We start from the raw sequence: 21,769 nt of genomic DNA, 5'->3' as shown, positions 1-21,769 counted from the left end.
GTTTGCTTGTTGAAATTGATAAAACAATGTTTTTGAGGTGCCTTCGGTGCACTGCTCTGCATGAGTGGTTGGTCAGAGAAATATGCTCTAAGATGTTGGATTCTTGATAGAGCCGTGCGCGGGGTGGATAAACGTTTCATTTGGCTGATTTCTGTAAAGCTGTAAAAGCGTAAAAATGTGGTTCTGTAAAAGTGAAGTGGACGTGCAAGGACGTGGGGGATTTAGGCGTTGTGTCAGCTTTGGAGGGCGTGGTTTGGTTTTTTGCTATGGGGTGGAATGGAGAGAGAGGATTTGGAGGTGGCGATTTTGTCAATGGAGAACACAAGTTGGGGGGGAGAGGACAAGTGGGAATGAAGAGAGGGTGTATTGGTGCGTTGATGGGAGAGATGAGGAAGCGTGCGTATGGAGGGGTATACAAGAGGCAGTGTGCAAAGGGATGTATGAAGGGGCTGAGAGGAGATAGAGCTTGCTTGTTGGAATTAATGAAATGCTATCCTTTGAAAAAGGGTGATCTGAAGGTGGGGGCGTTGAGTCTAAAAGCTTAGGCTTGTCGTTTACGCAGTGATGTGGACGTTTTGTTTTTTTTAGGGAAGATGCTTAAAAACTTTCGGTCTTTGGGAGGCGGCAGGTAATTTGATACGAGCGTTATGAAAAGCTCTTTTAAAAAGCCTTTTTAATTTGTATGCCAATCGAACTTTATAGATCTACGCCGATAGCTTTAGCTTGCATCTTTTCGTAAAGTTTTTGCATTGCCTTGATATTTTCTCTTCGCATGTCAATAATTGATTTTTCAACGGATGTTAAACGCGCTTTGTCCAAATTTCCTAATCGTGCATAATGGGATGCCATGGTTTGGTGTGCTTCATCATAAGGCAAATCACCTTTACGATTTTTGGGTAAACTATAAGCCTCATTGATCACTTTGTAATGCGTAGGATCATTAACAAGTGCTCCGTGCTTCTTAACAACATTTATTTCAGTTAATGCTGTGGCTGCTGGTCATAGCCTGGCTATTGGCATATCTGAGTAAGTCACTTTTTATTATGCTACGCTCTGTATCAAGAAGCGATGATAAATCCCCGCTCTTTCCAACGTTACGAATATGATTACACAAATCATTTCGTATATCACATAATCTCTTAGCGGCTAATGTATCATTGATTTTTTTCACATAGCCTTCTTCACGAGACAAAATCCGTTCTAATTCTTTAGAAATAATGACCTCCTATCATAACGCCTTTGTCTAACCAATCTGGACCATATTCTTCATCCGCATTCTTTGTAGAAAATCCCATATCACGTATAAATTGCGCTCCATTTTGAGATCTAAGAAATAAGAGTGTGTGCGCTGGTAAATCAGCCATTGCTAACCATTCCCATGCTGCTTTGTCATCACCAGCATGATCTGCTGCTTCTGATTCAGCAAGGTAGATACAGTCTTGATCTAAACCGCCTACTCGTAATTCTTCACGTTCAGCATCTGTCATATAACTTTTGGGTAATTTCTTTTGCATAGGAAATTCCTTTCTGTAATCTTCTTTTAAATATTAGTCTCATGGTTGAAACTGATCAATTAAATTTTCTAGACACTTTTCAATCTGTCGTGTGAGAGGAAAATTAAGCTATCTGTTTTTACCTTTGATGTTTTTTATCAAGGAAAACTATCGTTTGAGGGGATGTGATATGAAGGGGGCTTGGCTTGGTGAAGTTGGAGTGTAGCGTATTGTTGCCTGAGTGGTGTGGACGTTTTTTTGGGGAATCTGCTTTTGGAAGTGGGATTGTCAATCGGTGTTGATCAAAACTTTCATTCTTTGAGGGAGGGCAGAAAATTTTTTAAAAGAGACGGGTCAGAGAGTGGTGGAATGCCTGGAGAATGGAGGAAAAGTCGTGGGAGGATAAGCTTGTTGGGAAATTAAGTGGTTATGGGTTGCGCTTTCGTAAAACTGTTGTGGACGTTTCATTTGGCTGCATTCTGTAAAGCTGTAAAAGCGTAAAAACGTGGTTTTGTGAAAATGAAGGGGAGGTCAAGATTATGGGGGATTTAGGCGTTGTATAGGCTTTGGAGGCGTATTGGGGCTTTTGTCATGGGGTGGAATGGAGAGGGAGAATTTGGAGGTGGCGATTTTGTCAATGGAGAACACAAGTTGGGGGGGAGAGCACAAGTTGGAGGAGGAAACAAATTGGGATGAAGAGCGCGCGCGCGTATTGGTGCGTTGATGGGAGAGAAGAGGAAGCAGAGAGAGGGAGGAGAGAATGGGATGAAGGGGGCGTGGTTACTATAAGATAGGGGGGGAGTGTGAAGGGGGGAGAGGTTGGTTTTATGATCACAAGGTATGGCGCATTATTGTACAGCGCGCTGTCGTGAAATGGCAAAAGCAGTCAGGCCATGTTTTTTCAAAAACGCGTGAATGAGCAACATAATGATGTTGTATTTTGTGCTTTATGTTTTGGGCATTCTGGTTGCATGAGAAAGATGATTATGAGAAAGAATGACACAAAATATTAAAAGAACAATATAAAAACTTGACAAGGTCAATGTAAAAATGTATCATAATGGCATAATCAGCATTGTATCTTTAAACCAGAGCAGATTGAGAGCCCCCACATAAGAGCTCTTGCGAAGATGGCATTGTGAAGACGATGGGTAAGAAGATAATGCGATGAGGGTGCTCAAGGTTTTTCCAAAATTTTGTTGCTTTTTTGCTTGTTGCTCTTTGATGTTGTCAAGGGATGCTGAACAAGGGGGATGCTGAACAAGAGGGGACTGCACAAGGGGCGGTGTTGCAAGAGGGTGTTGTTTGACGTGGAGGGATGTCCTTCTCTATGGGGAAGCTGCTGTACATTATTGGAGGCGGGTAGATATCCGATATCGAAAGCTTTAGGTGCAGGGGGAGAGCGACGAATAATGTTTGTTGGCATTTTTATCTAATCGGAAATTAACCACCAAATTGCCTTTTGTTTTTTAGGGTGGAGTTCTCTAAAATTTTGTACAAGGGTCTGTTCTTTTTCGCTATAGATTTCTTGGTCATAGTGTGGGGGATGTTCTGGAGTGTTTTCTTTTGAAATATTCGCATAAAAAAAGGTAATGGGAACCTCTAGCGCATTGGCAATTTCTTGTAAACGCCCTGCGCTTACACGGTTTAACCCTTTTTCATATTTCTGGATTTGTTGAAAACTGACACCTAAATGGCGTCCTAATTCCTTTTGAGAAAGCCGCATTGAAATTCTTCTGTGACGAATTCTTTTGCCAATAGAAATATCATTAAAATTGGGATTTTTGGTTGGAAAATGTGAATTTTTGGTTTGCACTTTATGCCCCCCGCCGGTTGCGAGCGCCCTCGCATGAGTATTCCGGGAGGTTGAAAATACTGAACTCGAATCAGCTCTTTGCTTTTAGTGCGGTCGAGCACTTGGACATAGCAAAAGCTCCCGGAATTCCGGGATACCCACAACAGTGGGACAAATTCATGTACGAGTTTTCGGGTTTTCAACTCCCTATTTGACCGTTGCGTGGACGATCAAAGCACCTTTTGAGTGATAAAGTAATTTCAGAAGATTGGCAAGAAAAATTAAAACATTTACCTATGCTGCACATTCGTAAAAGAGTGTTGTTCTAGGGGCTGTGATCTAAAGTCAATAGAGGGAACTCACTTTAAGGAACGCTGGAGTGTTGACAGACCAGTAATTATAGAGTGAAGCGGGGAAAATTTCGTTTGTTACTTTTTGTAAAAATGGAAAAGCGTAAAAGCGTGGATCTGTAACGTGATGCGAAGGATTTGGGGCTTTGTGGCGGCTTTTATCTAATCGGAAATTAACCACCAAATTGCCTTTTGTTTTTTAGGGTGGAGTTCTCTAAAATTTTGTACAAGGGTTTGTTCTTTTTCGCTATAGATTTCTTGGTCATTGTGTGCGTGATGTTCTGGAGTGTTTTCTTTTGAAATATTCGCATAAAAAAAGGTAATGGGAACCTCTAGCGCATTGGCAATTTCTTGTAAACGCCCTGCGCTTACACGGTTTAACCCTTTTTCATATTTCTGGATTTGTTGGAAACTCACTCCTAAGTGGCTTCCTAATTCCTTTTGAGAAAGCCGCATTGAAATTCTTCTGTGACGAATTCTTTTGCCAATAGAAATATCGTTAAAATTGGGATTTTTGGTTGGAAAATGTGAATTTTTGGTTTGCACTTTATGCCCCCCGCCGGTTGCGAGCGCCCTCGCATTGGTATTCCGGGAGTCTAAAAGTACTGAATCCGAGTCAGTTTTTTTGCTTTTAGTGCTTTTGGCACCTGGACATAGCAAAAACTCCCGGAATTCCGGGATACCCACAAAAGTGGGTTTATTTGTACGCTCGGATTTAGGGCTTTTAGTTCCCTTATTGACCGTTGCGTGGACGATCAAAATATCTTTTAAGTGATAAAGGAGTTTCAAAAGATTAGCAAGAAAAATAAAATATTTATCTATGCTGCACGCTCATAAAAGAGTGCTGTTCTGAGGTGTGGTGAAGAGAGCAGGAATATTAAGGCGTGCTTTATGAAGGACTATCTGTTTGAAGGGTGATGATCTGAAGCTCGTAGGGGATATTTTGCTCCATAAGGCTGTGTTGTTAATGGACCAGTGTTGACTAAAGTAGTGTGGGGTGTTGGTTTGGAGGATTTTTCTGTAAAGGCGCAAAAGCGTGAAAACGTGGATTTGTAAAAAGGTTAGGGAAAGTTCAATGTCGTGGAGGATTTGCACGTTGTGTGGGCTTTTAGATCGTGTTGCCCTTTTGTGAGGGCATGGAATGGAATGAGCGGTTTGGGGGGGCAAGGAGTCTGTGTATGGAGCAGGGGGCTTAGATGAAGAGGGATGACGAGAGAAAAAATATTTTAGAGCTGGATGGACACAAGCTTGATAAAACACTCTGTTTTGAGGGGGGATCTCGAAGTGAAAAATCCGGCTTCTTCTAAAGAAGAAGCTAGACTGTTCAAAAAATGGCGCTGGATGAAGTCTTGGTCCTTTAAGGTGAGGGGAGTGGAAGTCAAAATTCAGGCGATTAAGGATCAGGTCTTAAAGTTTTTTAATCCAGTGGACAAACACGAATAAGATGACCGTCAGGATCTTTGATGAGGAAGGTTCGTCCAAATACGTCCGTATAGGGTTCTTTCAAGACATTTATCTCAACGGTGGTTTGTTCTTGCCATTCTGCATAGAGTTTATCTACGTCCTCTCCGTGAGGTAACATAATGCCAATTTCTGAAAAACGAGACACATTTTCCTCAGGCGTATCGCCTCCAGACCAGAGAGCAAAGAGGGCATCACCCGAAGAAGTAAATGCAACATAGCGTGGTGAGACGAAAATAGGCTCTTTTTTGAAGATGAATTTGTAAAAAGCGGTAGAATGCTCGATGTTTGATACGTATATCAACTGTAGGTTCGGGGTAACAGGATAAGAGGGGATCGTGCTCATAAATTCTCCATTAATAGCGGTTTCCTAACACAGTATACCTCTATAGGGGATATTTCAACAAGAAATTGTGAAACTTCCATTCGCGGAGTGTTTTATTTATTCCATCATGCCGTTAAACACTGCTCTTTAAGGGCGGTGATATCAGGCATGGAGAACTTTAGGCGGGGGGTATTTTAAAAACTGATTGGGTGTTTTCCTTTGCTGTTTAAGCAAAGATAGAGGATATGTAAAACGCACTGCTTCATCATTTTTTTAGATGATGAGCGTTTTTCTGCTTTAAAATTTTACTATCAAACAGCGTTGTTTGGAGGGTGGTAATCTGAAGCACATGAAGTGGGGAGCCAAGGGGGCTTTGCAAGATTTTGGTCAACGTTTATTGAGCAGGGTGGTGGTCAATTTTCGTAAAAATGGAAAAGCGTAAAGGCGTGGATCTGTAACGTGATGCGAAGGATTTGGGGTTTGTGGCGGCTTTTGTCTAATCGGAAATTAACCACCAAATTGCCTTTTGTTTTTTAGGGTGGAGCTCTCTAAAATTTTGTACAAGGGTCTGTTCTTTTTCGCTATAGATTTCTTGGTCATAGTGTGGGGGATGTTCTGGAGTGTTTTCTTTTGAAATATTCGCATAAAAAAAGGTAATGGGAACCTCTAGCGCATTGGCAATTTCTTGTAAACGCCCTGCGCTTACACGGTTTAACCCTTTTTCATATTTCTGGATTTGTTGGAAACTCACTCCTAAGTGGCTTCCTAATTCCTTTTGAGAAAGCCGCATTGAAATTCTTCTATGACGAATTCTTTTGCCAATAGAAATATCATTAAAATTGGGATTTTTGGTTGGAAAATGTGAATTTTTGGTTTGCACTTTATGCCCCCCGCCGGTTGCGAGCGCCCTCGCATGAGTATTCCGGGAGTCTAAAAGTACTGAACCCTAGTCAGCTTTTTTGCTTTTAGTGCTTTTGGCACCTGGACATAGCAAAAACTCCCGGAATTCCGGGACACCCACAACAGTGAGTTTATTTGTACGCTAGGGTTTAGGGCTTTTAGTTCCCTTATTGACCGTTGCGTGGACGATCAAAATATCTTTTAAGTGATAAAGTAATTTCAAAAGATTAGCAAGAAAAATTAAAATATTTTACCTATGCTGCACATTCGTAAAAGAGTGCTGTTTTGAGGTGTGGTGAAGAGAGCAGGAATATTAAGGCGTGCTTTATGAAGGACTATCCGTTTGAAGGGTGATGATCTGAAGCTCGTAGGGGATATTTTGCTACACAAGGCTGTGTTGTTAATGGACCAGTGTTGACTAAAGCGGTGTGGGGTGTTGGTTTGGAGGATTTTTCTGTCAAGGTGCAAAAGCGCAAAAGCGTGGATCTGTAAAAAAGGTTAGGCGAAGTTTTAGGTCGTGGAGGATTTACACGTTGTGTGGGTTTTTAGGGCGTATTACCCTTTTGTGAGGGCATGGAAGGGGATCAGAGGTTTGGGGGGTGACGGTTTCGGCATTATGGCAGCTTTTGGCTTTTTGGGGGGTATTGTTGCGTGCTTTTGAAGGTTCGTTGCTGATTTTCATGACATTGTTTCATGGCATGGAATTGGTTTTTCTTGATTGAAAGGAGCATGATGATGGCTGAGAAAAATTGTCTTCCCTTACGTCGAAGAGGACGCAAAAAAGGGGCTTTAAATAAAATCACAAAGCGGTTTAATGAAGCCTTACTTACAGCCGCTGAACAAGCTGGATCTCAGTATGGGAAAGATGGGTTGGTGTCGTATCTGCAATATCATGCGCTGAATAATCCTGTGCCTTTTTTTTCGCTGTTGGCAAAAGTTTTACCTCTGCAGGTGACTGAAGAAGGAAATGTCAAAACAATTTCGCGGATTGAGATTGTTCCCGTGAAATCAAAAGAGCCCCAATCAGAAAAATGTGATCTTGAAGCGTGACCTTAAGGAAATTCAAGCGTGTGCTATTGAAAAATGTAAGGCGGGTGAGAGAAGAAGTCGTCTTGGAAGGGGGGCTGTTTTTTCGCTGTTGGCAAAAGTTTTACCTCTGCAGGTGACTGAAGAAGGAAATGTCAAAACAATTTCGCGGATTGAGATTGTTCCCGTGAAATCAAAAGAGCCCCAATCAGAAAAATGTGATCTTGAAGCGTGACCTTAAGGAAATTCAAGCGTGTGCTATTGAAAAATGTGAGGCGGGTGAGAGAAGAAGTCGTCTTGGAAGGGCGCTGTTTTGAGGGACGATGAGTCAAGGGCGTTTAGAGGTTATCGGGTTGGTTAGGCGCTTGTGATACTGGAAGATGTTCGGTGGAGAGCGATGAGGCGTCAAGGGCGTGTGCTGGAGGGGCTTTGGTGGATGATGCCATAAAGGTGTCGTGGGGCACAGAGGCTTTGGTGCAAGGGGTTTTAGGGGATATGAGAAAATACCGTTTTGATGGGTGAGGAGTGTGACACTTTAAGAGGGTGTGATAGGCGGCTGGTTGTGCTTTAGGGCACTCTTGAGGGGGGAATACCGTGCTTTTGTGGGGGACAGGAGTGCGGTGTTTGAAGGGTGGGGCTTTTTGCGCGCCTTGGGGAGTGGGGGGCGCATACAAAAAAGGGAATGCTCAAAAAGCGGGATGTATTACGTATCTGGATGAAGAGAAGAGAGCGCTTTTGAGATAAGCTTTTTTCTTTCAATGGTTCTAGAATAATGAAACTTGGCATCATCAAATTGGCATCATCAAAAATGTGGAGCGCAATTGTTGCTAAAGTATAAAAAATTATCATGACAACGGTTCAAAAAAATTCTCAAAAAATGGAGCGGAAAACGGCTCAAGTGGCTCTTATTCCAAAGCTTATTCCTGTCTTTACCGGAAAAGCAGATGTTCGGGCGGCTTGGGGCGGACGAGGCTCTGGAAAAACACGCTCTTTTGCTTTGATGACAGCGGTGGTGGGATATCGCCATGGAATGGCAGGAGAACGCGGGATTATCCTTTGTGCGCGACAGTTTCAAAATTCTCTCAATGAGAGCTCTTTGGAAGAAATTAAACGCGCAATTGAAGCTTACCCTTTTCTGCAAGATTATTATGAAATCGGTGATAAATATATTAAATCAAAAGATGGACGTATTTCTTATGTGTTTGCGGGGCTTGATCGAAATATCGCGAGTATTAAATCAATGGGGCGGGTGTTCCTTTGCTGGGTGGATGAGGCGGAGCCGGTCACGGAGACCGCTTGGCAAACCCTTATCCCAACTTTGCGCGAAGAGGGAGATGATTGGAACGCAGAATTATGGGTTACTTGGAACCCATATCATGAAAATGCCCCCGTGGAAAAACGTTTTCGAAATGTCGATAATCCCAATATCAAAGGCGCACAAATTAATTGGCGCGATAATCCGCAATTTCCCAAAAAGCTTAATCGAGATCGATTGGATGATTTGCAGCAAAGACCAGAGCAGTATAACCATATTTGGGAAGGCGAATATCTCCAAGCTGTGCAGGGGGCTTATTATCAAAAATGTCTGCTCGAAGCTGAGATGGAAGGGCGGATTACCACCGTTCCACGGGATCCTTTGATGCAGGTGAAAATCTTTTGGGATATCGGAGGAACCGGTGCAAAAGCCGATGCAACCGCTTTGTGGGTCGCGCAATTTGTGGGACGCGAAATTCGTGTGCTTGATTATTATGAAGCTCAAGGGCAACCACTCTGTGAACATGTGGGGTGGATCTTTCAAAGGGGATATGAAAAGGCCCTCATGGTCTTGCCCCATGATGGCGCAACAAAAGATCGTGTTTATAATGTCAGTTTTGAAAGTGCCCTCCAACAAGCCGGTTTTCAAACCAAAATCATTCCTAATCAGGGAACAGGCGCGGTCAAAATGCGTATCGAAGCCGTAAGGCGTTTGTTTCCTGCTCTATGGTTTAATCGTGACACAACAGCTGAGGGGAGAAAAGCGCTCGCTTGGTATCATGAAAAGCGTGATGAACAGCGCAATATTGGTCTTGGCGCTGAACATGACTGGGCAAGCCATGGGGCCGATGCCTTTGGATTGATGTGTGTGGCTTATGAACAGCCCCATGCGAGAGCGCGAAAAAAACCTTATCACTCTTCTCTCCATTCTCAAACTTCATGGATGGCTTTTTAATGAATATGTCTACAGATTCTTCTTTTTCTTCTTTCAATCACATCGAAACACTTGAACAGCAAGCGCTTTTTAAAAAACTCATTGGGTGGTATCAGGACGATATTGTTCATATCGAAAAATGGCGAAAAAATGCCCAAGAAGACTACGATTTTTATAATGGTCGGCAGTGGAATGAGCAAGACTTGGCTGTTTTGAACGAACAAAATAGACCGGTGATGACTTTTAACCGTATTGCCCCGCTGATTAATGCTGTCATTGGGGCTGAGCGCAATAATAAACGACAAGTCCAATTTATTCCACGACAAGAAGGCGCTGCCTTTGCAAACCAGATCTTGACAGGGGCCGCTGAATGGTTTCGCGATGAAGCTGATGGGGAATATGAAGATTCCGATGCTTTTCAAGATGCGATCATTTGCGGTATGGGGTGGACAGATACCCGCCTTGATTATGAAGAAGATCCACAAGGAAAACCTATCATTTCGCGGCTTGACCCTATGAAAATGGTCTGGGATGCTAGTGCTGTTAAGCCTAATCTTATTGATGCACAACGTTTATGGTATATTGATGAAAAACCTCTGGCTGTTGCTCAACAAATGTTTCCCCATGTGCATTGGAGTGATCTTCATGCCGATTGGGTGAAACATCAGGGGTTTTTACATTCAACTAACGGTGGGGTGACAAAAAACTCCCAAGGAGAAGGAGCTTATCTGGAAGAGGGAGGAGAGGCTGGCGGTTCTCAACGGCCTAAAATGGTGACATTGGTTGAATGTCGATGGTTTGAACGTGAGGTGGTTTATAAAGTGCTCGAACCGCAAAGTGGTCAATTTATTGATTATTCAGAGCAGGATTTTCAAAGTTTAAGTAAAGCCTTTCCAGATGTTCAAGCAACAAGGTTGACCAAAAAAATTGTTAAACGGGCATTTTTGGGGAGAAGGTTGCTTGATGTCCCGGATAAGCCTTTGGTCCCTGCAGGTCAATTGGGATGGGAGTGTATTACGGGTACTTTTGATAAATTAAGCCGACAATTTTACGGGCTTGTGCGCCCTACAAAAGATCCGCAACGCTGGGCAAATAAATATTTTAGTCAAGTGATGCATTTGCTCAATAGCCAATCAAAAGGCGGGATTATGGCTGAACGTGATGCCTTTGATGATGATCGACAAGCCCTTGAGAGTTGGGCGAGAGCCGATAGCATTACTTGGTTGAAAAGTGGGGCTGTCTCTGGGGGCAGAATCCAGCCTAAACCGGTGGCACAATTTCCCCAAGGTTTTTTCCAATTGTTTAATGAAGCAAAGAGCGCTCTCGAGCAGGTGACGGGCTTGTCTTCTGAATTTATTGGAACAAGAGCGGTTAATCAGCCTGGTATTTTGGAACAACAACGCCGACAATCTTCCCTTAATCTGTTGGCTGCCTTTTTTGATGCTTTGCGTCGATATCGGCAACGACAGGGGAAAATTATTCTCTATCTTATTCAAAATTATCTCTCTGATGGGCGGTTGGTGCGTATCGCAGGGGATGAAAATGCCCAATATGTACCCTTAACACGTGAAATGGTGACAAGTTTGGAATATGATATTGTCGTGGATGATGCACCAACAAGTCTTAACGAAAAAGAGCGGACTTTTGCATTGATTATGCAATTGCTTCCTTTGATGCAAAATTTTGCAACACCAGAGATTATGCTCGATCTCTTACGCTATTCCCCTTTGCCGGCTTCACTGATTCATAAAATTGCGATAAAGGCGCAAAACGCTCTCCAAGAAGAGAAAAATGATTCAGCACAAATGGGGCAGAATGTCGGAGCAGAGCAGATGATGCAGATGTTGCAAAGGGCAAATGCGCAACAGTAGGACGCTTTATAATGGCGCTTTAATAATGCGCAATGTTGGATAAATTTGATCCAAGTGAAGTGATCACGGGAAGGGTGTCCATAAACTTTCATCTTTCGTGTTGCTTATGCCGTGTCATGGCGCCTCTGTTTATCGCAAGAGGCGTTGTTTTGTGGGGTAAGGCATGTTGGGAAAAATGTTCGATAAAGCCTCGTTGTTCATGGTGGGGAGCAGGGGGAAGGTATCTTGCCCTCTTGGGTGTGCGGGGTGAGGTATCGATAGGTTGGAGATCATGTGCGCAGAGCACCTTGGGGGGGATCAATGCTTATAGGCTGTTTTATCGGAAAAATTTCATTTTATTGTTTTTTAAAAAAAAGAAAAGGCTAATGTCATGGATCAAGAACACTTAACGCCGGCAGAACAAAACCATTTGAAACAGGATTTTCTTGCCTCAACGCAAGGGGGAGAAGAGGGGGAAAGTGGAAGAGAAGAAAAAACTTTGGAAGAAAATTTTCAAGAACAAAGATTTCAACAACAGTTATCCTCGCAAGAAGGCGGAAAAGAGGTTCAAGGGGAAGACAATGCGCCACCAGATCCACAAAAGGATTTTATGGGCTATATGCAATGGTTGGGAAAAACACTCCAAAAACAAGGGCTGTTACAGGAAAAACAACAACCTTCCCCGGCTCGAGAAGCAGAACAGTTGCAGGCATTTTATCAGCAGTCTGTTGCAAGTGTTAAACAAAAGCACCAGGATTTTGATCAGGCGGCTGATTTTATTTATGAAACGCGTGCGAAACAGTTGGCCGCTTTTGCTTCGCTCTATCCTGAGATGGCCGATCCCCAAAATATTGATGCAAGGATTGGTGATGAATTGAAGCAGATCTTGCGCGATTGTGCGCAAAAAAATCAAAATCCAGCTGAAGTGATTTACACGATTGCACAAAAGTTTGGTTATAGCAATGTTCAGAATAACATGGGGGAAAATTTGCAGGAAAGACACAATTCAGCCCGGACTCTTGCTGCTTATAATGGCGTGACGCCAAATGGGCCGATTTCTTTGGATATGCTGGATAAAATGTCAGAAGCAGAGTTTAGCACTTGGGTTGCTGATCCTAAAAATAAAGCGGCTTTTAATCGTTTAATGGGGGGAAGAGAATTTTAATCACAAGAATAGTATTTACGCGAAAATGTGATGAAGCTTTTGGTGTAGTAGGGATGTGGGGGATGTTCTTTTGTGGGACCCATGAGAGGGTTTCTTGTGCGTGAAATGCGGAAGGGATATGCGTGGGCTTGAGACTCGCGTGTGTGTGGGCGTTCTCAAAGGACAGACGGGGTAAGGAGAGTTCTTATCAGGGGGAGGCAGACTAATAGAAACAAAACACACAAGAACAATCTAGGCACCATTTGAAATGAAATGTGGTGTTTTGAGCGCTCGGCACTTTGCCGGGTTTTTTTTATGTCAATAAACTTTTCGAGGATAAAATGACTGTAACTTATATCGGACTCAATGACCCAATGGCAGTGCGCACATGGTCTAAACTCTTAAATCAAGAAGTCTCAAAAGCAATCCCAATTGCACCATTAATTGGGGATGATTCAAACAGTATCGTACAGTTAAAGGATGAAACCACAAAAGCAAGTGGCGATTCCATTAGCTTTAATTTGCGTGTGCAGTTGCTCGGTGATGGGGTGAGTGAAGGGCAAACATTGGAAGGCAATGAAGAAGCTCTACAGTTTCTCAATGATCGTTTGGCGATTAATGAACTCGTTCATGCGGTGCGGGTCAAAAATGAAGGCACCATTGATCAGCAACGCATTCTCCACGATTTGCGCACGGAAGCAAAAAATGGTTTGGTTGATTGGTATGCAGATCGCTTAAGTATGATGTTCTTCATTCAAGTGTGCGGATATACCGCAAAATCCATTAACTTTGAAGGGCGATCCATTACACTTAAACCCGTTCATTATGGTTTTAATGCCCCAACGGCGCCAACCAATAAACGCGTGGTGCGTCCGAATGATAAAACAAAAGATGAAGATTTAAAAGAAAATGATGTGTTTAATCTTAAACTAATCGATAAAGCGGTTGAACGCGCTAAATTAGCGAATCCTAAAATTCGTCCTGTACGGATTGATGGGGAAAATGTCTATGTACTTTATCTTCATCCAACCCAAGTAACGCAATTGCGAACCAATACCGATGCGGGGCAATGGCTCGACATTACCAAGGCAATCTATAGTGGAAGCCGTATCAAAAATCCGCTCTATGATGGATCTTTGGGCATGTATAATGGTGTCGTTTTACGTGAAGCTGAACATATTACCGAAGGGGTTGAATCGGGAACCGCAAATAAAGCTGTCCCTAATGTGCGTCGTGCGGTGCTGCTTGGGGCGCAAAGTGCTGTGATCGCTTTTGGAAAAGATCGAGGCGCTACACGCTATAAATTGGTGGAAGAGCTCTTCGACTATGAAAGAGAATTTGGGGTCGCAGCAAAAACCATTATCGGTATGAAAAAAACCTGCTTTACCTTGCCAGGAAGTGCGCAAGGAGCTCAAGATTTTGGAACAATCGTCATCCCAACTTATGGAGCACCGGCTTAAAGCAAATGCTTGCTTCCTTCTTTCCCCCAACAAGAGGATTTTGTTGGGGGAGAAATTTAAAATACTTCTAGAAAAAGGATAGGCTTATGACTGCTTTATCTCGTGATCCTAACAATCGCGATCTTACACATTCAGATCGCTCGCAAACTTTTGCTTCTATGGTCGCGCTTATTCAAGATGAAATTGACGATACAACAGCTGAATATTCCCAGCAAATTCAAGATTCAATTGTTACAGCTTTGCGTTTGTGTGAACGTGAACCCTTTTTCTTTAATGAAAGGAGAAAAAGCACGTTCAAAACACAAAGCGAAAAAACATGGTATGGAAAAGAAGAAGGCGTTTTTATTGAGTCAGAAAAAACGCTGGAAGAAGTCTTTTTAGCAACAAAGAATACAGCACCAACAAAGTTATTTTTTAAGCCTTTAGAAGTGTTGCATCAGCAATATGGTATGCATCCTGAGTTAGGAACACCATTCTTTTATACGTGCCTTGATCAAAAAATAGGACTCTTTCCAACGCCAGAAAATGTCGAAACCGTGCAGCTTTCTTATACACCTATTCATGTTAGCGATGAACAGATCAAAGAAGACAACAATCCTTGGTTGATTTATGCTTTTGATCTCATTAAAGCACGGGCAAAATATGAACTTTATAAAAATATCCTTAAAGATCCTGAATATGCTGCCGTTTCTTTTAGAGATTTTCAAGAACAGCTTCAAGCTTTGCGTATTGAAACATCACGCAGAAAAGGTTCTTCAAAGATTCAGCCAATGAATTTCTAAAAGGATTTTTTTTCAATTGTTTATGCTTAAGATGGGCATTGAAGACTGGACGAGTGCTTATGTTTTTAAGTGTTGCTTTGGGGGCTTCATGCGTTTTGGAGTCTGGATTGGTTTTGAGATCCAGATTGACTTTGAGGCGTAGTGTTGAGGATGAACCGCTGTTGGGGGCTTGTAGACGTGGATATTTTTGCAATAAATCAACTGTAGGTTATTTCTTTGTGGGATTTTTTTGCTCTCGGTTTTAAGAGCTCTTATGGTTTTAACCACAGCAACCTTGGTCTCTCTTGAAATGGATGAGTCTCTTGACACTGGTTTCTTCAAAGATTTATGGGGGCTGGCTTTTTTTTCAATCTTGGGGGGGCGTGCTGGTATTAGTGGCTGGTATTGGAAAGTGTTGAGGGATGATTTGGGCTGAGCTTTGGTGAGGGCAGTGGGCTTGCCATGATGGGTGGGATCATTTTTCTCGAGGGGTTGGCAACTTATAGTTGTATTTTATTCAATTTTATGTCCTTAGAGCTTTATTCTAGGGGCTTTTGTGGTTTCAATGAGCAAGCCTTGGTGTTTTGGCACTGGGGGCTTCAAACATTTTGTAGGGGGCTTGATGGCTTTTTTCCCAATCGCTGATTATCGACCCGATGTGGCGGATATCAATGGAATTTTTACCGATGAACTTGTCAATGTGCTCCCGGCTGATGGCTCTTATATTCCTATGCCAAGTTTTGAACCTTTGTCAGAGCCATGTCCAGAGCCTATTTTAGGCGCTCTTGCGGTTAAAACAAAAAATGGCGTTTCTATTCTTGTTGGGACAAGAGAAAAAATCTTCTTGCTTGATAATACAACAATGAAGTGGAAAGATATAAGCCAAAAAGGAAAGGCTTATATGGCAAATATTGATGCGCCGTGGTCTTTTGCTTTGTTTGGTGATTTTATTATTGCGGTAAATGCTAATGATAAACCACAAGTGATCGATATTATTCATGATAAGACATTTAGAAATTTAGGAGGAAATCCACCACAAGCGGGGCTCGTTCGCGTCTGGGGAGATTTCGTTTGTTTGATGAAATTAACTGAACATCCAAGACGGGTTCATTGGTCAGGATTGAATGATGCAGAATTTTGGACCGTGGGGAAAAAAAGCTGCGATTATCAAGATTTTCCTGATGGCGGTTTCGTGCAAGGGGCAACTGAGACAACAAATCCTATTATCTTTATGCGTTCTGCAATCTATGCCGGTTCTTTTATTCCAGGCTCTAAGATTATTTTTAGTTTCCAAAAAATCCACGATAAAAGAGGCGCAAAAAATGCTGAATCAATTGTTTGTCGCGGTGATTTGGCTTTCTTTGCCGATGAGGGCGGTTTTTATCAAATAGCAAATGACGGACAGATTATCCCCATTGGCTTTGAAAAGGTTGATCGAACGATGACCGCAAAATCAAGGCAGAGTAATCTGTATACCATGTCTGCGGCAATCGATGGCGTGTATAATCGTGTTTATTGGATGGTGGATAGCGATGAAAATCTTCATAAACGGATTTTGCTTATTTATGATTGGGGGTTGCAAAAATGGACAAAAGCTCTCGTGGATATCAAAATGATCCTCCCCATTTTCTTAACTGGAACAACGTTAGAAGGTCTTGATTTTGTCGCTAAGAATATTGATGATTTGTCCTTTTCTCTCGATAGTAAAGCGTGGAAAAATGAATCACCCATTTTGGGCGCATTTGATCAAAAGGGTAGACTGGGGTCGTTTTCTGGTCCTCCTATGGCTTGTGTGGTCACTTCGCAAGAAATGGGGCAGACAAATGGCATGATAACACGGGTGAAAAATATTATGCCTCAAGTTAATAGTGGAAAATTTTATTTGTCTGTGGGAATGCGCTTTCGACAATCTCTTGAAGAGGAAACGGTTTGGTTGCCAGAAAAACAACCTTCTCATAATACCGGACAAATTCATTGTCGCGCAAGGGCACGGTTTTATCGCTTTAAATTGCGTATCCCGGAGGGGATGAATTGGACCCATGTCACGGGATTTGATGTGGAATTGATGCCAGCCGGCATGCGATAGGCTAAGCCCCTATAATAAATAAGCATGCGATAGGCTGAGCTTTTATCATTAAAGGATATGTGTGAGAGCCAAGCTATGATCATCAAAGGACAGATGAGGCATGCCCTTATCAAAGGAATAAAGCAGGGCTTAATGCTTCTTTATGATCGAGAAGAGTTTGTACCATGTTTTTTATGAAAAAAGCTCTTTCTTAAACCTTATGACCGCTTTCTTAATCTTATGACACAAGAGATGGTGGGGGCTTCCTTTTGAAAGGTGTGGGGTAAATAGAAGTGCGTGGGGGGGCGGTGCAAGGGGGATGTTCGGTGTGCGTGAAAAAGTTAAGAAAGCTAAAATCATGATGCAAGATCATCAAGATGTCTATTCTGCTCATCTAACACAGCACTGGTCATGGGAAAAAATAGCGCCCTATCAAGAGGGACTTAATGCGGCATTAAAAAAATATGTTCAGCGTTTTCCAGATGATGTTTGTCTGGAAAAAATTGCTGAAGAAATTGCTACAGGACAAGCTCAATTATGGCTGGTCTTAAAAAATAAAATCCACTTTAGTGCTTTTGCAATCACCAAAGTTGAAAGTACCCATACGGGGAAAAAATGCGTCATTCTCTCAGATTTGGCTGGAGAGGGAGGGCTGAAATTGGTCAAATTGATTGATGAGGTCGAAAAATGGGCGCGAACAATCAAAGCTGAAGAAATACATATGTTTGGAAGAATTGGGTGGGCGAAAAGGCTCGCTCATCAAGGATATTCTCGTAATCTTATTCAATATAGAAAGGTTCTGGGTCCATGAGTAGAAAAAAAACACCTCAAGTGCAGACGACAACACAAACAAATGCTCCCCCTGCTTGGGCGGCGGATATTTTTAAACAAGCCAGTGCAGATGCACAGGGGCTTTATAAAAAGGGAATTGGTGGAAATGTTTATCAAGGAGAGCGCGTTGCTGGTCTTAGCGATATGACAAAAAATGCGCTGAACGGTTTACAACAAGCAGCAGGGCTTTATAATAATCCTGCTCTAACACAATGGTTAAATGCACCAACCAACAGCGCCACAAATCTTGCCGGTATGGCGAAGGGAAATTGGGTTGGAAGCAATAGTAAATTTAATATGGCATTGCAAAATGCCCTGAATAAAACTTCTGATGCCATTAATCAATCGATGTCTGGGGCGGGGCGTTATGGCTCTGGAGCCCATACCGGCGTACTCGCCGATGAGCTAGGCGCTTTGGCAACAAATGCAGCCGCACAGCAATATAATCAAGATATTAGTAATATGATGAACGCAAATCAGATGATTGATCGCTCTCAGCTTGATCAAGTGAACGCGGCAAATGCTTATTATCAAGGACAGAGTAATGTGCAAGGAAATGCTCTGAAAGGGGGGATGATTCAAGATATCAATCGTCAAAATATCTTAGATGCGGAGCGTCAAAAATGGTCAGAAAAAGATAATCAAGATTGGAACCGATTGGAACGTTTGTTACAGATCGGAACACAGGCGGCTGGAAATTACGGAACAACTTCCGGAAAATCAACGACAATCCCTTCTGTGACAAAAGATCCATTGCGTGATGCGCAGCAGGTGCTGGGATTGGTTGGAGGAATTCTAGGGCTTTGTGATGTGAGAGCAAAAGAAAATATTACTCTTGTGGGAAAGGAAAAAGGATATCCTCTTTATCGCTTTAATTATAAAGGAAATCCACAACGCTATCAAGGTGTTCTGGCACAAGACGTGTTGCGTGTGAAGCCTGAAGCGGTTTTTGTCAATGCGAAAACAAAATTACTCCATGTGGATTATGACAAAATAGGCTTGAAAATGAAAAAAATAAAAATGGAAAAAACGCCGGAATCTAAAAATAAAATTATGGCTTTCTTTTCTTCCGTTTTTGCGCGTCTTTCCTTTTTGCAAAAAGAGTGTCTCCTATGAGTTCGATTTATGATTGGTCAATCATCGCATCAGAAAATGCTTATGTCGATGAGAGTATAAACTGGGCTGAAGGGCAACCGCCAAGTTCAGTCAATGATAGTGCGCGCGCTATGATGCAACGTATCAAAGAATATTTGTTGGATAATGGGGGCGTGATTGAAACACAGTTTACGGTTGATAGGGATAATAAAAAAACATCCCTTCGTTTGGCGACAAAGTCTTTTTTTGAGACGTATATGGATGGCATTGTGGTGCGCTTTAAAGCGCAGGGCGTCAATAGAGGAATAACAAATGTTTCTTTAAATCAATTGCCCTCAAGACCAACCTATATGGCAACGCCAGAGGGAATCATGCCTTTAAAGGGGGGAGAAATACAAAAGGGAGGGCTTTATGAACTTGTCTATACGCGTGATATTGCTGGAAAAAATGCTGATGGCTGGTTTTTAACCAATCCTACCATAAAACCTCCTGAAATTCCGCCCTTTCCTCCTTTACCTGAATCTTTTTCATCCGGATTTATTGGAACTTTTGCGAGTGAAAAAATACCCTCTGGGTGGCTGCTGTGTGATGGGAAAGAATATTCGCGAAAGAGCTATGCCAATCTCTTTGCTGTTCTGGGGGAAATATGGGGAAAAGGAGATGGGAAAACAACATTTAATGTTCCTGATTTGCGGGGAATGTTTTTACGGGGGCTCGATAGTGGAAAAAACCTTGATAAAGGACGTCTTTTGGGAAGTCGACAAGAAGAATCTTTTAAAGCCCATACCCATGAAGGAAAAACAGATTCAACAGGCCAACACCAGCATAGTTTGCCAGATGCTAAAACCTATTCTATGACCCACGGTTGGGGGACTACTCAAGAGTATGTATCTGTACGGCTCAGAAACAATATGTTAACAGAGCCCGCCGGAGAGCATGAACATAAGGTTTTGTTGCAAAAAACAGGAGGGGATGAAACACGTCCTGTCAATATGGCGGTGGTTTATGCGATCAAAGCCTGAGAATGAAAGCTTTAAGAGAGATAAAAGAGAGAGAAAAATAGTTGCAAAATCTTCTATTATAGAAAAACTTATCGAATCTCTCATGCAGAAAGCTTTGAGGTGCTTTTAAAAAAATGATCCCTTATCCTCTTTTATGATTTTACCTTTTGTCGCACCTTTGTTGGAGATATAAGGTCTTTTTGCCTATTACTCTTTAAAAGATCAAGACAGTGTTCATTGATGGAAGGGGCTAAAAGAGAGAAGAAAATCTGTCAGATAATTGTTTATCCCATTATGCCGTAAAATTCCCTTGTTTGAGAAGGGGTTAAAACTGGTGTGTTTTTTATGTGTGGGTGAATATTGAGGGGTTGATTGTAGAGCTTTCTTGCCCCCCTTTTGAGCTGTGGTGATAGAGAACATTTGAAGAAAAAGTCCAAGTGGGAATCCCGCTAGACTAAAGGTTGGATTGTTGCCAGATTTTTGCTTAAAGAGCGGTTGAGGTTCACTTTGTTCTGTTGGAAAAAGTCGACAAAATATGCCATGTCATTATGCATTTTGGGGGATAGGGAGAAAAAATCACCATTTTAGGTGGAAAACAGAAATAATTAAAAAAATGTCTTGTAAAAGCTTTCGATAAAGGAATTTTTTTCAAAAGCTTTTAATGCGGTTGCACACGGTTGCACACGGTTGCACACGGTTGCACACGGTTGCACACGGTTGCACACGGTTGCACACGGTTGCACACGGTTGCACACGGTTGCACACGGTTGCACACGGTTGCACATGGTTGCACACGGTTGCACACGGTTGCACACGGTTTTACGAAAAATAAAAGAGTCGGATAAAGGAAAAAAGACTCAAAGGCTCTGTGGAGCTGTTCAAAAAGGGGGATGTAATGGCACTTTTTCCATTTTCTATTGCAGATATTGATGATCCTGAGTGTATTCGTGTGGTGCTTTATGCCAGCGGGAGAATGGGGCATGCTCCTTTGAACGCATTGTTGAAAAAAGCATATAAGGATATGAAAAAAATTTCAAAGCGCATGGATGCTTTAGAAGATAGGGTAGATCTGCTTGATATTATCGGTATCAAATAGAAGGAAAATGATCAAAGCAATATGAATAAGACTGTAAGCGGCGGAATAACCTTACTAGAGACTAAGATGAATGCATCAGAAATTAAAATAAAATCATCTGTCGATAAAAGCAGTTTTGTTTCTCAATTGACAATATAATTGATAATACTGGACAATTGATAATACTGGGGCTGTTAAAAGATTATAGCTCTTTTATTTCAAAAATTACAACACGTAAAGCCACTAGAAATACACAGCAGTATGGGGCAAAACATCCCTATTGGGGGCTAGAGGGACTTTATCTGGGGCTTTTCGGGGTATTGCTTCTTTTTTTTAAGCGAAAATAGAAAAGAGTGATCATTTTAGTTGGTTAAAAGTCCTATAAAAAGAATTTTTAAATTACAAAAAAGATCAAGACAGAGAAAAATATCGATAAGAAAAAATGTGTGTCATATAAGTTTTTTCTTATCGGGAAGAGAAAGGGGCTGTCATTGGAGCAGGCTTGTGTTGCATTTGTTCTTCTTACCCAATAATGGTGTACAAATTGGAAAGGATGCAGGACGACAAGTGGTTGTTTTTTCTCTCGCTTGATATTGTTAAATACTATCCTTTTAAGTGTTTGATGATAAAGGCGTGGTTTTCCTTATTTTGTAAGAGCTTTTCCTTGATACAAGAAGTGTTTTTTAGGATGTCGGGAATATTTAAGGCAGGGTTGATTTGTCGAGCTTTAAGTTGTCATAGGTGGAAAATTCAATGGGAATTCTCTAGAATGATTCCTTAATCAAATTGAGTTTTATAGAGTTTGCGTTTTTTGTGTTGGTGGATGAAAATCAAGAAAGATCTGTTTTTACAAGCATAAAAGAACAGGCTTTATGATAAACTAAGCATCTATCTCTGTTTGCGTCATCTTTAAAATGGGGGGAAAACCTTATTTAGAAAGAATGTCAAT

At 41.9% G+C, this 21,769-nt stretch carries 22 protein-coding genes; 16 read left to right on the top strand and 6 right to left on the bottom strand.

The window, feature by feature from the left end:
- The first annotated feature begins 191 nt into the window (after positions 1–191).
- Positions 192–545 (top strand): hypothetical protein, encoded by a 354-nt coding sequence (locus D1092_RS06915; RefSeq protein WP_151030298.1) that lies wholly within the window; start codon positions 192–194, stop codon positions 543–545.
- A gap of 151 nt (positions 546–696) precedes the next feature.
- Here the strand turns inward: D1092_RS06915 and D1092_RS09885 are convergent, their stop codons facing one another.
- Entirely contained in the window at positions 697–921 is a 225-nt protein-coding gene (locus tag D1092_RS09885; protein WP_241435973.1) for a hypothetical protein, read from the bottom strand.
- A 287-nt stretch (positions 922–1,208) separates the two neighbouring features.
- Positions 1,209–1,514 (bottom strand): hypothetical protein, encoded by a 306-nt coding sequence (locus tag D1092_RS06905; protein WP_148255666.1) that lies wholly within the window; start codon positions 1,512–1,514, stop codon positions 1,209–1,211.
- Positions 1,515–2,048: 534 nt separating this feature from the next.
- Here D1092_RS06905 and D1092_RS09505 point away from each other — a divergent pair.
- Entirely contained in the window at positions 2,049–2,189 is a 141-nt protein-coding gene (locus tag D1092_RS09505; RefSeq protein WP_167309307.1) for a hypothetical protein, read from the top strand.
- 736 nt (positions 2,190–2,925) lie between these two features.
- Here D1092_RS09505 and D1092_RS06895 read toward each other — a convergent pair.
- The 4 genes from D1092_RS06895 to D1092_RS06880 form a co-directional block, all read right to left on the bottom strand.
- On the bottom strand, positions 2,926–3,309 hold the full coding sequence (locus D1092_RS06895) for a helix-turn-helix domain-containing protein (RefSeq protein ID WP_148255665.1): 384 nt from the start codon (positions 3,307–3,309) through the stop codon (positions 2,926–2,928).
- A gap of 491 nt (positions 3,310–3,800) precedes the next feature.
- Entirely contained in the window at positions 3,801–4,184 is a 384-nt protein-coding gene (locus tag D1092_RS06890) for a helix-turn-helix domain-containing protein (RefSeq protein WP_148255664.1), read from the bottom strand.
- Positions 4,185–5,055: 871 nt separating this feature from the next.
- Positions 5,056–5,445: a VOC family protein gene (locus D1092_RS06885; protein ID WP_148255663.1), complete on the bottom strand. Its 390-nt coding sequence runs from the start codon at positions 5,443–5,445 to the stop codon at positions 5,056–5,058.
- Positions 5,446–5,920: 475 nt separating this feature from the next.
- Positions 5,921–6,304 carry a helix-turn-helix domain-containing protein gene (locus D1092_RS06880; RefSeq protein WP_148255662.1) on the bottom strand — a complete coding sequence of 128 codons (384 nt, stop codon included), beginning with the start codon at positions 6,302–6,304 and terminating at the stop codon, positions 5,921–5,923.
- Positions 6,305–6,923: 619 nt separating this feature from the next.
- Between D1092_RS06880 and D1092_RS10045 the strand changes: the two genes are divergently transcribed.
- The 14 genes from D1092_RS10045 to D1092_RS06810 all read left to right on the top strand — a co-directional run bounded on the left by D1092_RS10045 (position 6,924) and on the right by D1092_RS06810 (position 20,841).
- On the top strand, positions 6,924–7,046 hold the full coding sequence (locus tag D1092_RS10045) for a hypothetical protein (protein ID WP_277623137.1): 123 nt from the start codon (positions 6,924–6,926) through the stop codon (positions 7,044–7,046).
- 13 nt (positions 7,047–7,059) lie between these two features.
- Positions 7,060–7,374 carry a hypothetical protein gene (locus D1092_RS06875; protein ID WP_148255661.1) on the top strand — a complete coding sequence of 105 codons (315 nt, stop codon included), beginning with the start codon at positions 7,060–7,062 and terminating at the stop codon, positions 7,372–7,374.
- On the top strand, positions 7,358–7,585 hold the full coding sequence (locus tag D1092_RS06870) for a hypothetical protein (protein WP_151030297.1): 228 nt from the start codon (positions 7,358–7,360) through the stop codon (positions 7,583–7,585). The genes D1092_RS06875 and D1092_RS06870 overlap by 17 nt, the downstream gene beginning before the upstream one ends.
- 612 nt (positions 7,586–8,197) lie before the next feature.
- Complete coding sequence (locus D1092_RS06860; RefSeq protein ID WP_148255659.1) at positions 8,198–9,559, top strand: PBSX family phage terminase large subunit; 1,362 nt, start codon at positions 8,198–8,200, stop codon at positions 9,557–9,559.
- Positions 9,544–11,409 (top strand): portal protein, encoded by a 1,866-nt coding sequence (locus D1092_RS06855; protein ID WP_420913984.1) that lies wholly within the window; start codon positions 9,544–9,546, stop codon positions 11,407–11,409. Before D1092_RS06860 ends, D1092_RS06855 begins: the two co-directional genes overlap by 16 nt.
- 370 nt (positions 11,410–11,779) lie before the next feature.
- A complete protein-coding gene (locus D1092_RS06850; protein WP_148255657.1) occupies positions 11,780–12,553 on the top strand; it encodes a hypothetical protein in 774 nt (257 codons plus the stop codon).
- 320 nt (positions 12,554–12,873) lie between these two features.
- Complete coding sequence (locus D1092_RS06845; protein WP_148255656.1) at positions 12,874–13,992, top strand: N4-gp56 family major capsid protein; 1,119 nt, start codon at positions 12,874–12,876, stop codon at positions 13,990–13,992.
- A gap of 86 nt (positions 13,993–14,078) precedes the next feature.
- Positions 14,079–14,774, top strand: a complete 696-nt coding sequence (locus D1092_RS06840) for a hypothetical protein (RefSeq protein ID WP_148255655.1) — start codon at positions 14,079–14,081, stop codon at positions 14,772–14,774.
- 253 nt (positions 14,775–15,027) lie between these two features.
- Entirely contained in the window at positions 15,028–15,189 is a 162-nt protein-coding gene (locus D1092_RS09500; RefSeq protein WP_167309306.1) for a hypothetical protein, read from the top strand.
- Between the two features lie 186 nt (positions 15,190–15,375).
- The gene (locus D1092_RS06830) at positions 15,376–16,839 is read left to right on the top strand and encodes a hypothetical protein (protein WP_148255711.1); all 1,464 of its coding nucleotides are present in this window, start codon (positions 15,376–15,378) and stop codon (positions 16,837–16,839) included.
- 298 nt (positions 16,840–17,137) lie between these two features.
- Positions 17,138–17,629, top strand: a complete 492-nt coding sequence (locus tag D1092_RS06825; RefSeq protein WP_148255654.1) for a hypothetical protein — start codon at positions 17,138–17,140, stop codon at positions 17,627–17,629.
- Positions 17,626–18,765: a tail fiber domain-containing protein gene (locus D1092_RS06820; protein WP_148255653.1), complete on the top strand. Its 1,140-nt coding sequence runs from the start codon at positions 17,626–17,628 to the stop codon at positions 18,763–18,765. The genes D1092_RS06825 and D1092_RS06820 overlap by 4 nt, the downstream gene beginning before the upstream one ends.
- Positions 18,762–19,766: a phage tail protein gene (locus D1092_RS06815; RefSeq protein ID WP_148255652.1), complete on the top strand. Its 1,005-nt coding sequence runs from the start codon at positions 18,762–18,764 to the stop codon at positions 19,764–19,766. The genes D1092_RS06820 and D1092_RS06815 overlap by 4 nt, the downstream gene beginning before the upstream one ends.
- An 874-nt stretch (positions 19,767–20,640) precedes the next feature.
- A complete protein-coding gene (locus D1092_RS06810; protein ID WP_148255651.1) occupies positions 20,641–20,841 on the top strand; it encodes a hypothetical protein in 201 nt (66 codons plus the stop codon).
- Positions 20,842–21,769 lie beyond the last annotated feature (928 nt).

The organism is Bartonella krasnovii, from assembly GCF_003606345.3.
Classification (GTDB): Bacteria; Pseudomonadota; Alphaproteobacteria; order Rhizobiales; family Rhizobiaceae; genus Bartonella; species Bartonella krasnovii.
This window is presented reverse-complemented; position numbering and strand designations above follow the sequence as displayed.

What these genes read in the sequence shown, in the direction of transcription:
- D1092_RS06885 (WP_148255663.1), bottom strand. Translation starts at nt 5,445, where the DNA reads ATGAGCACGATCCCCTCTTATCCTGTTACCCCGAACCTACAGTTGATA.
- D1092_RS09500 (WP_167309306.1), top strand. Translation starts at nt 15,028, where the DNA reads ATGGTTTTAACCACAGCAACCTTGGTCTCTCTTGAAATGGATGAGTCT.
- D1092_RS06845 (WP_148255656.1), top strand. Translation starts at nt 12,874, where the DNA reads ATGACTGTAACTTATATCGGACTCAATGACCCAATGGCAGTGCGCACA.
- D1092_RS06830 (WP_148255711.1), top strand. Translation starts at nt 15,376, where the DNA reads ATGGCTTTTTTCCCAATCGCTGATTATCGACCCGATGTGGCGGATATC.
- D1092_RS06860 (WP_148255659.1), top strand. Translation starts at nt 8,198, where the DNA reads ATGACAACGGTTCAAAAAAATTCTCAAAAAATGGAGCGGAAAACGGCT.
- D1092_RS06815 (WP_148255652.1), top strand. Translation starts at nt 18,762, where the DNA reads ATGAGTTCGATTTATGATTGGTCAATCATCGCATCAGAAAATGCTTAT.
- D1092_RS06855 (WP_420913984.1), top strand. Translation starts at nt 9,544, where the DNA reads ATGGATGGCTTTTTAATGAATATGTCTACAGATTCTTCTTTTTCTTCT.
- D1092_RS06905 (WP_148255666.1), bottom strand. Translation starts at nt 1,514, where the DNA reads ATGCAAAAGAAATTACCCAAAAGTTATATGACAGATGCTGAACGTGAA.
- D1092_RS06875 (WP_148255661.1), top strand. Translation starts at nt 7,060, where the DNA reads ATGGCTGAGAAAAATTGTCTTCCCTTACGTCGAAGAGGACGCAAAAAA.
- D1092_RS06825 (WP_148255654.1), top strand. Translation starts at nt 17,138, where the DNA reads ATGTTCGGTGTGCGTGAAAAAGTTAAGAAAGCTAAAATCATGATGCAA.
- D1092_RS06850 (WP_148255657.1), top strand. Translation starts at nt 11,780, where the DNA reads ATGGATCAAGAACACTTAACGCCGGCAGAACAAAACCATTTGAAACAG.
- D1092_RS06820 (WP_148255653.1), top strand. Translation starts at nt 17,626, where the DNA reads ATGAGTAGAAAAAAAACACCTCAAGTGCAGACGACAACACAAACAAAT.
- D1092_RS06840 (WP_148255655.1), top strand. Translation starts at nt 14,079, where the DNA reads ATGACTGCTTTATCTCGTGATCCTAACAATCGCGATCTTACACATTCA.
- D1092_RS06810 (WP_148255651.1), top strand. Translation starts at nt 20,641, where the DNA reads ATGGCACTTTTTCCATTTTCTATTGCAGATATTGATGATCCTGAGTGT.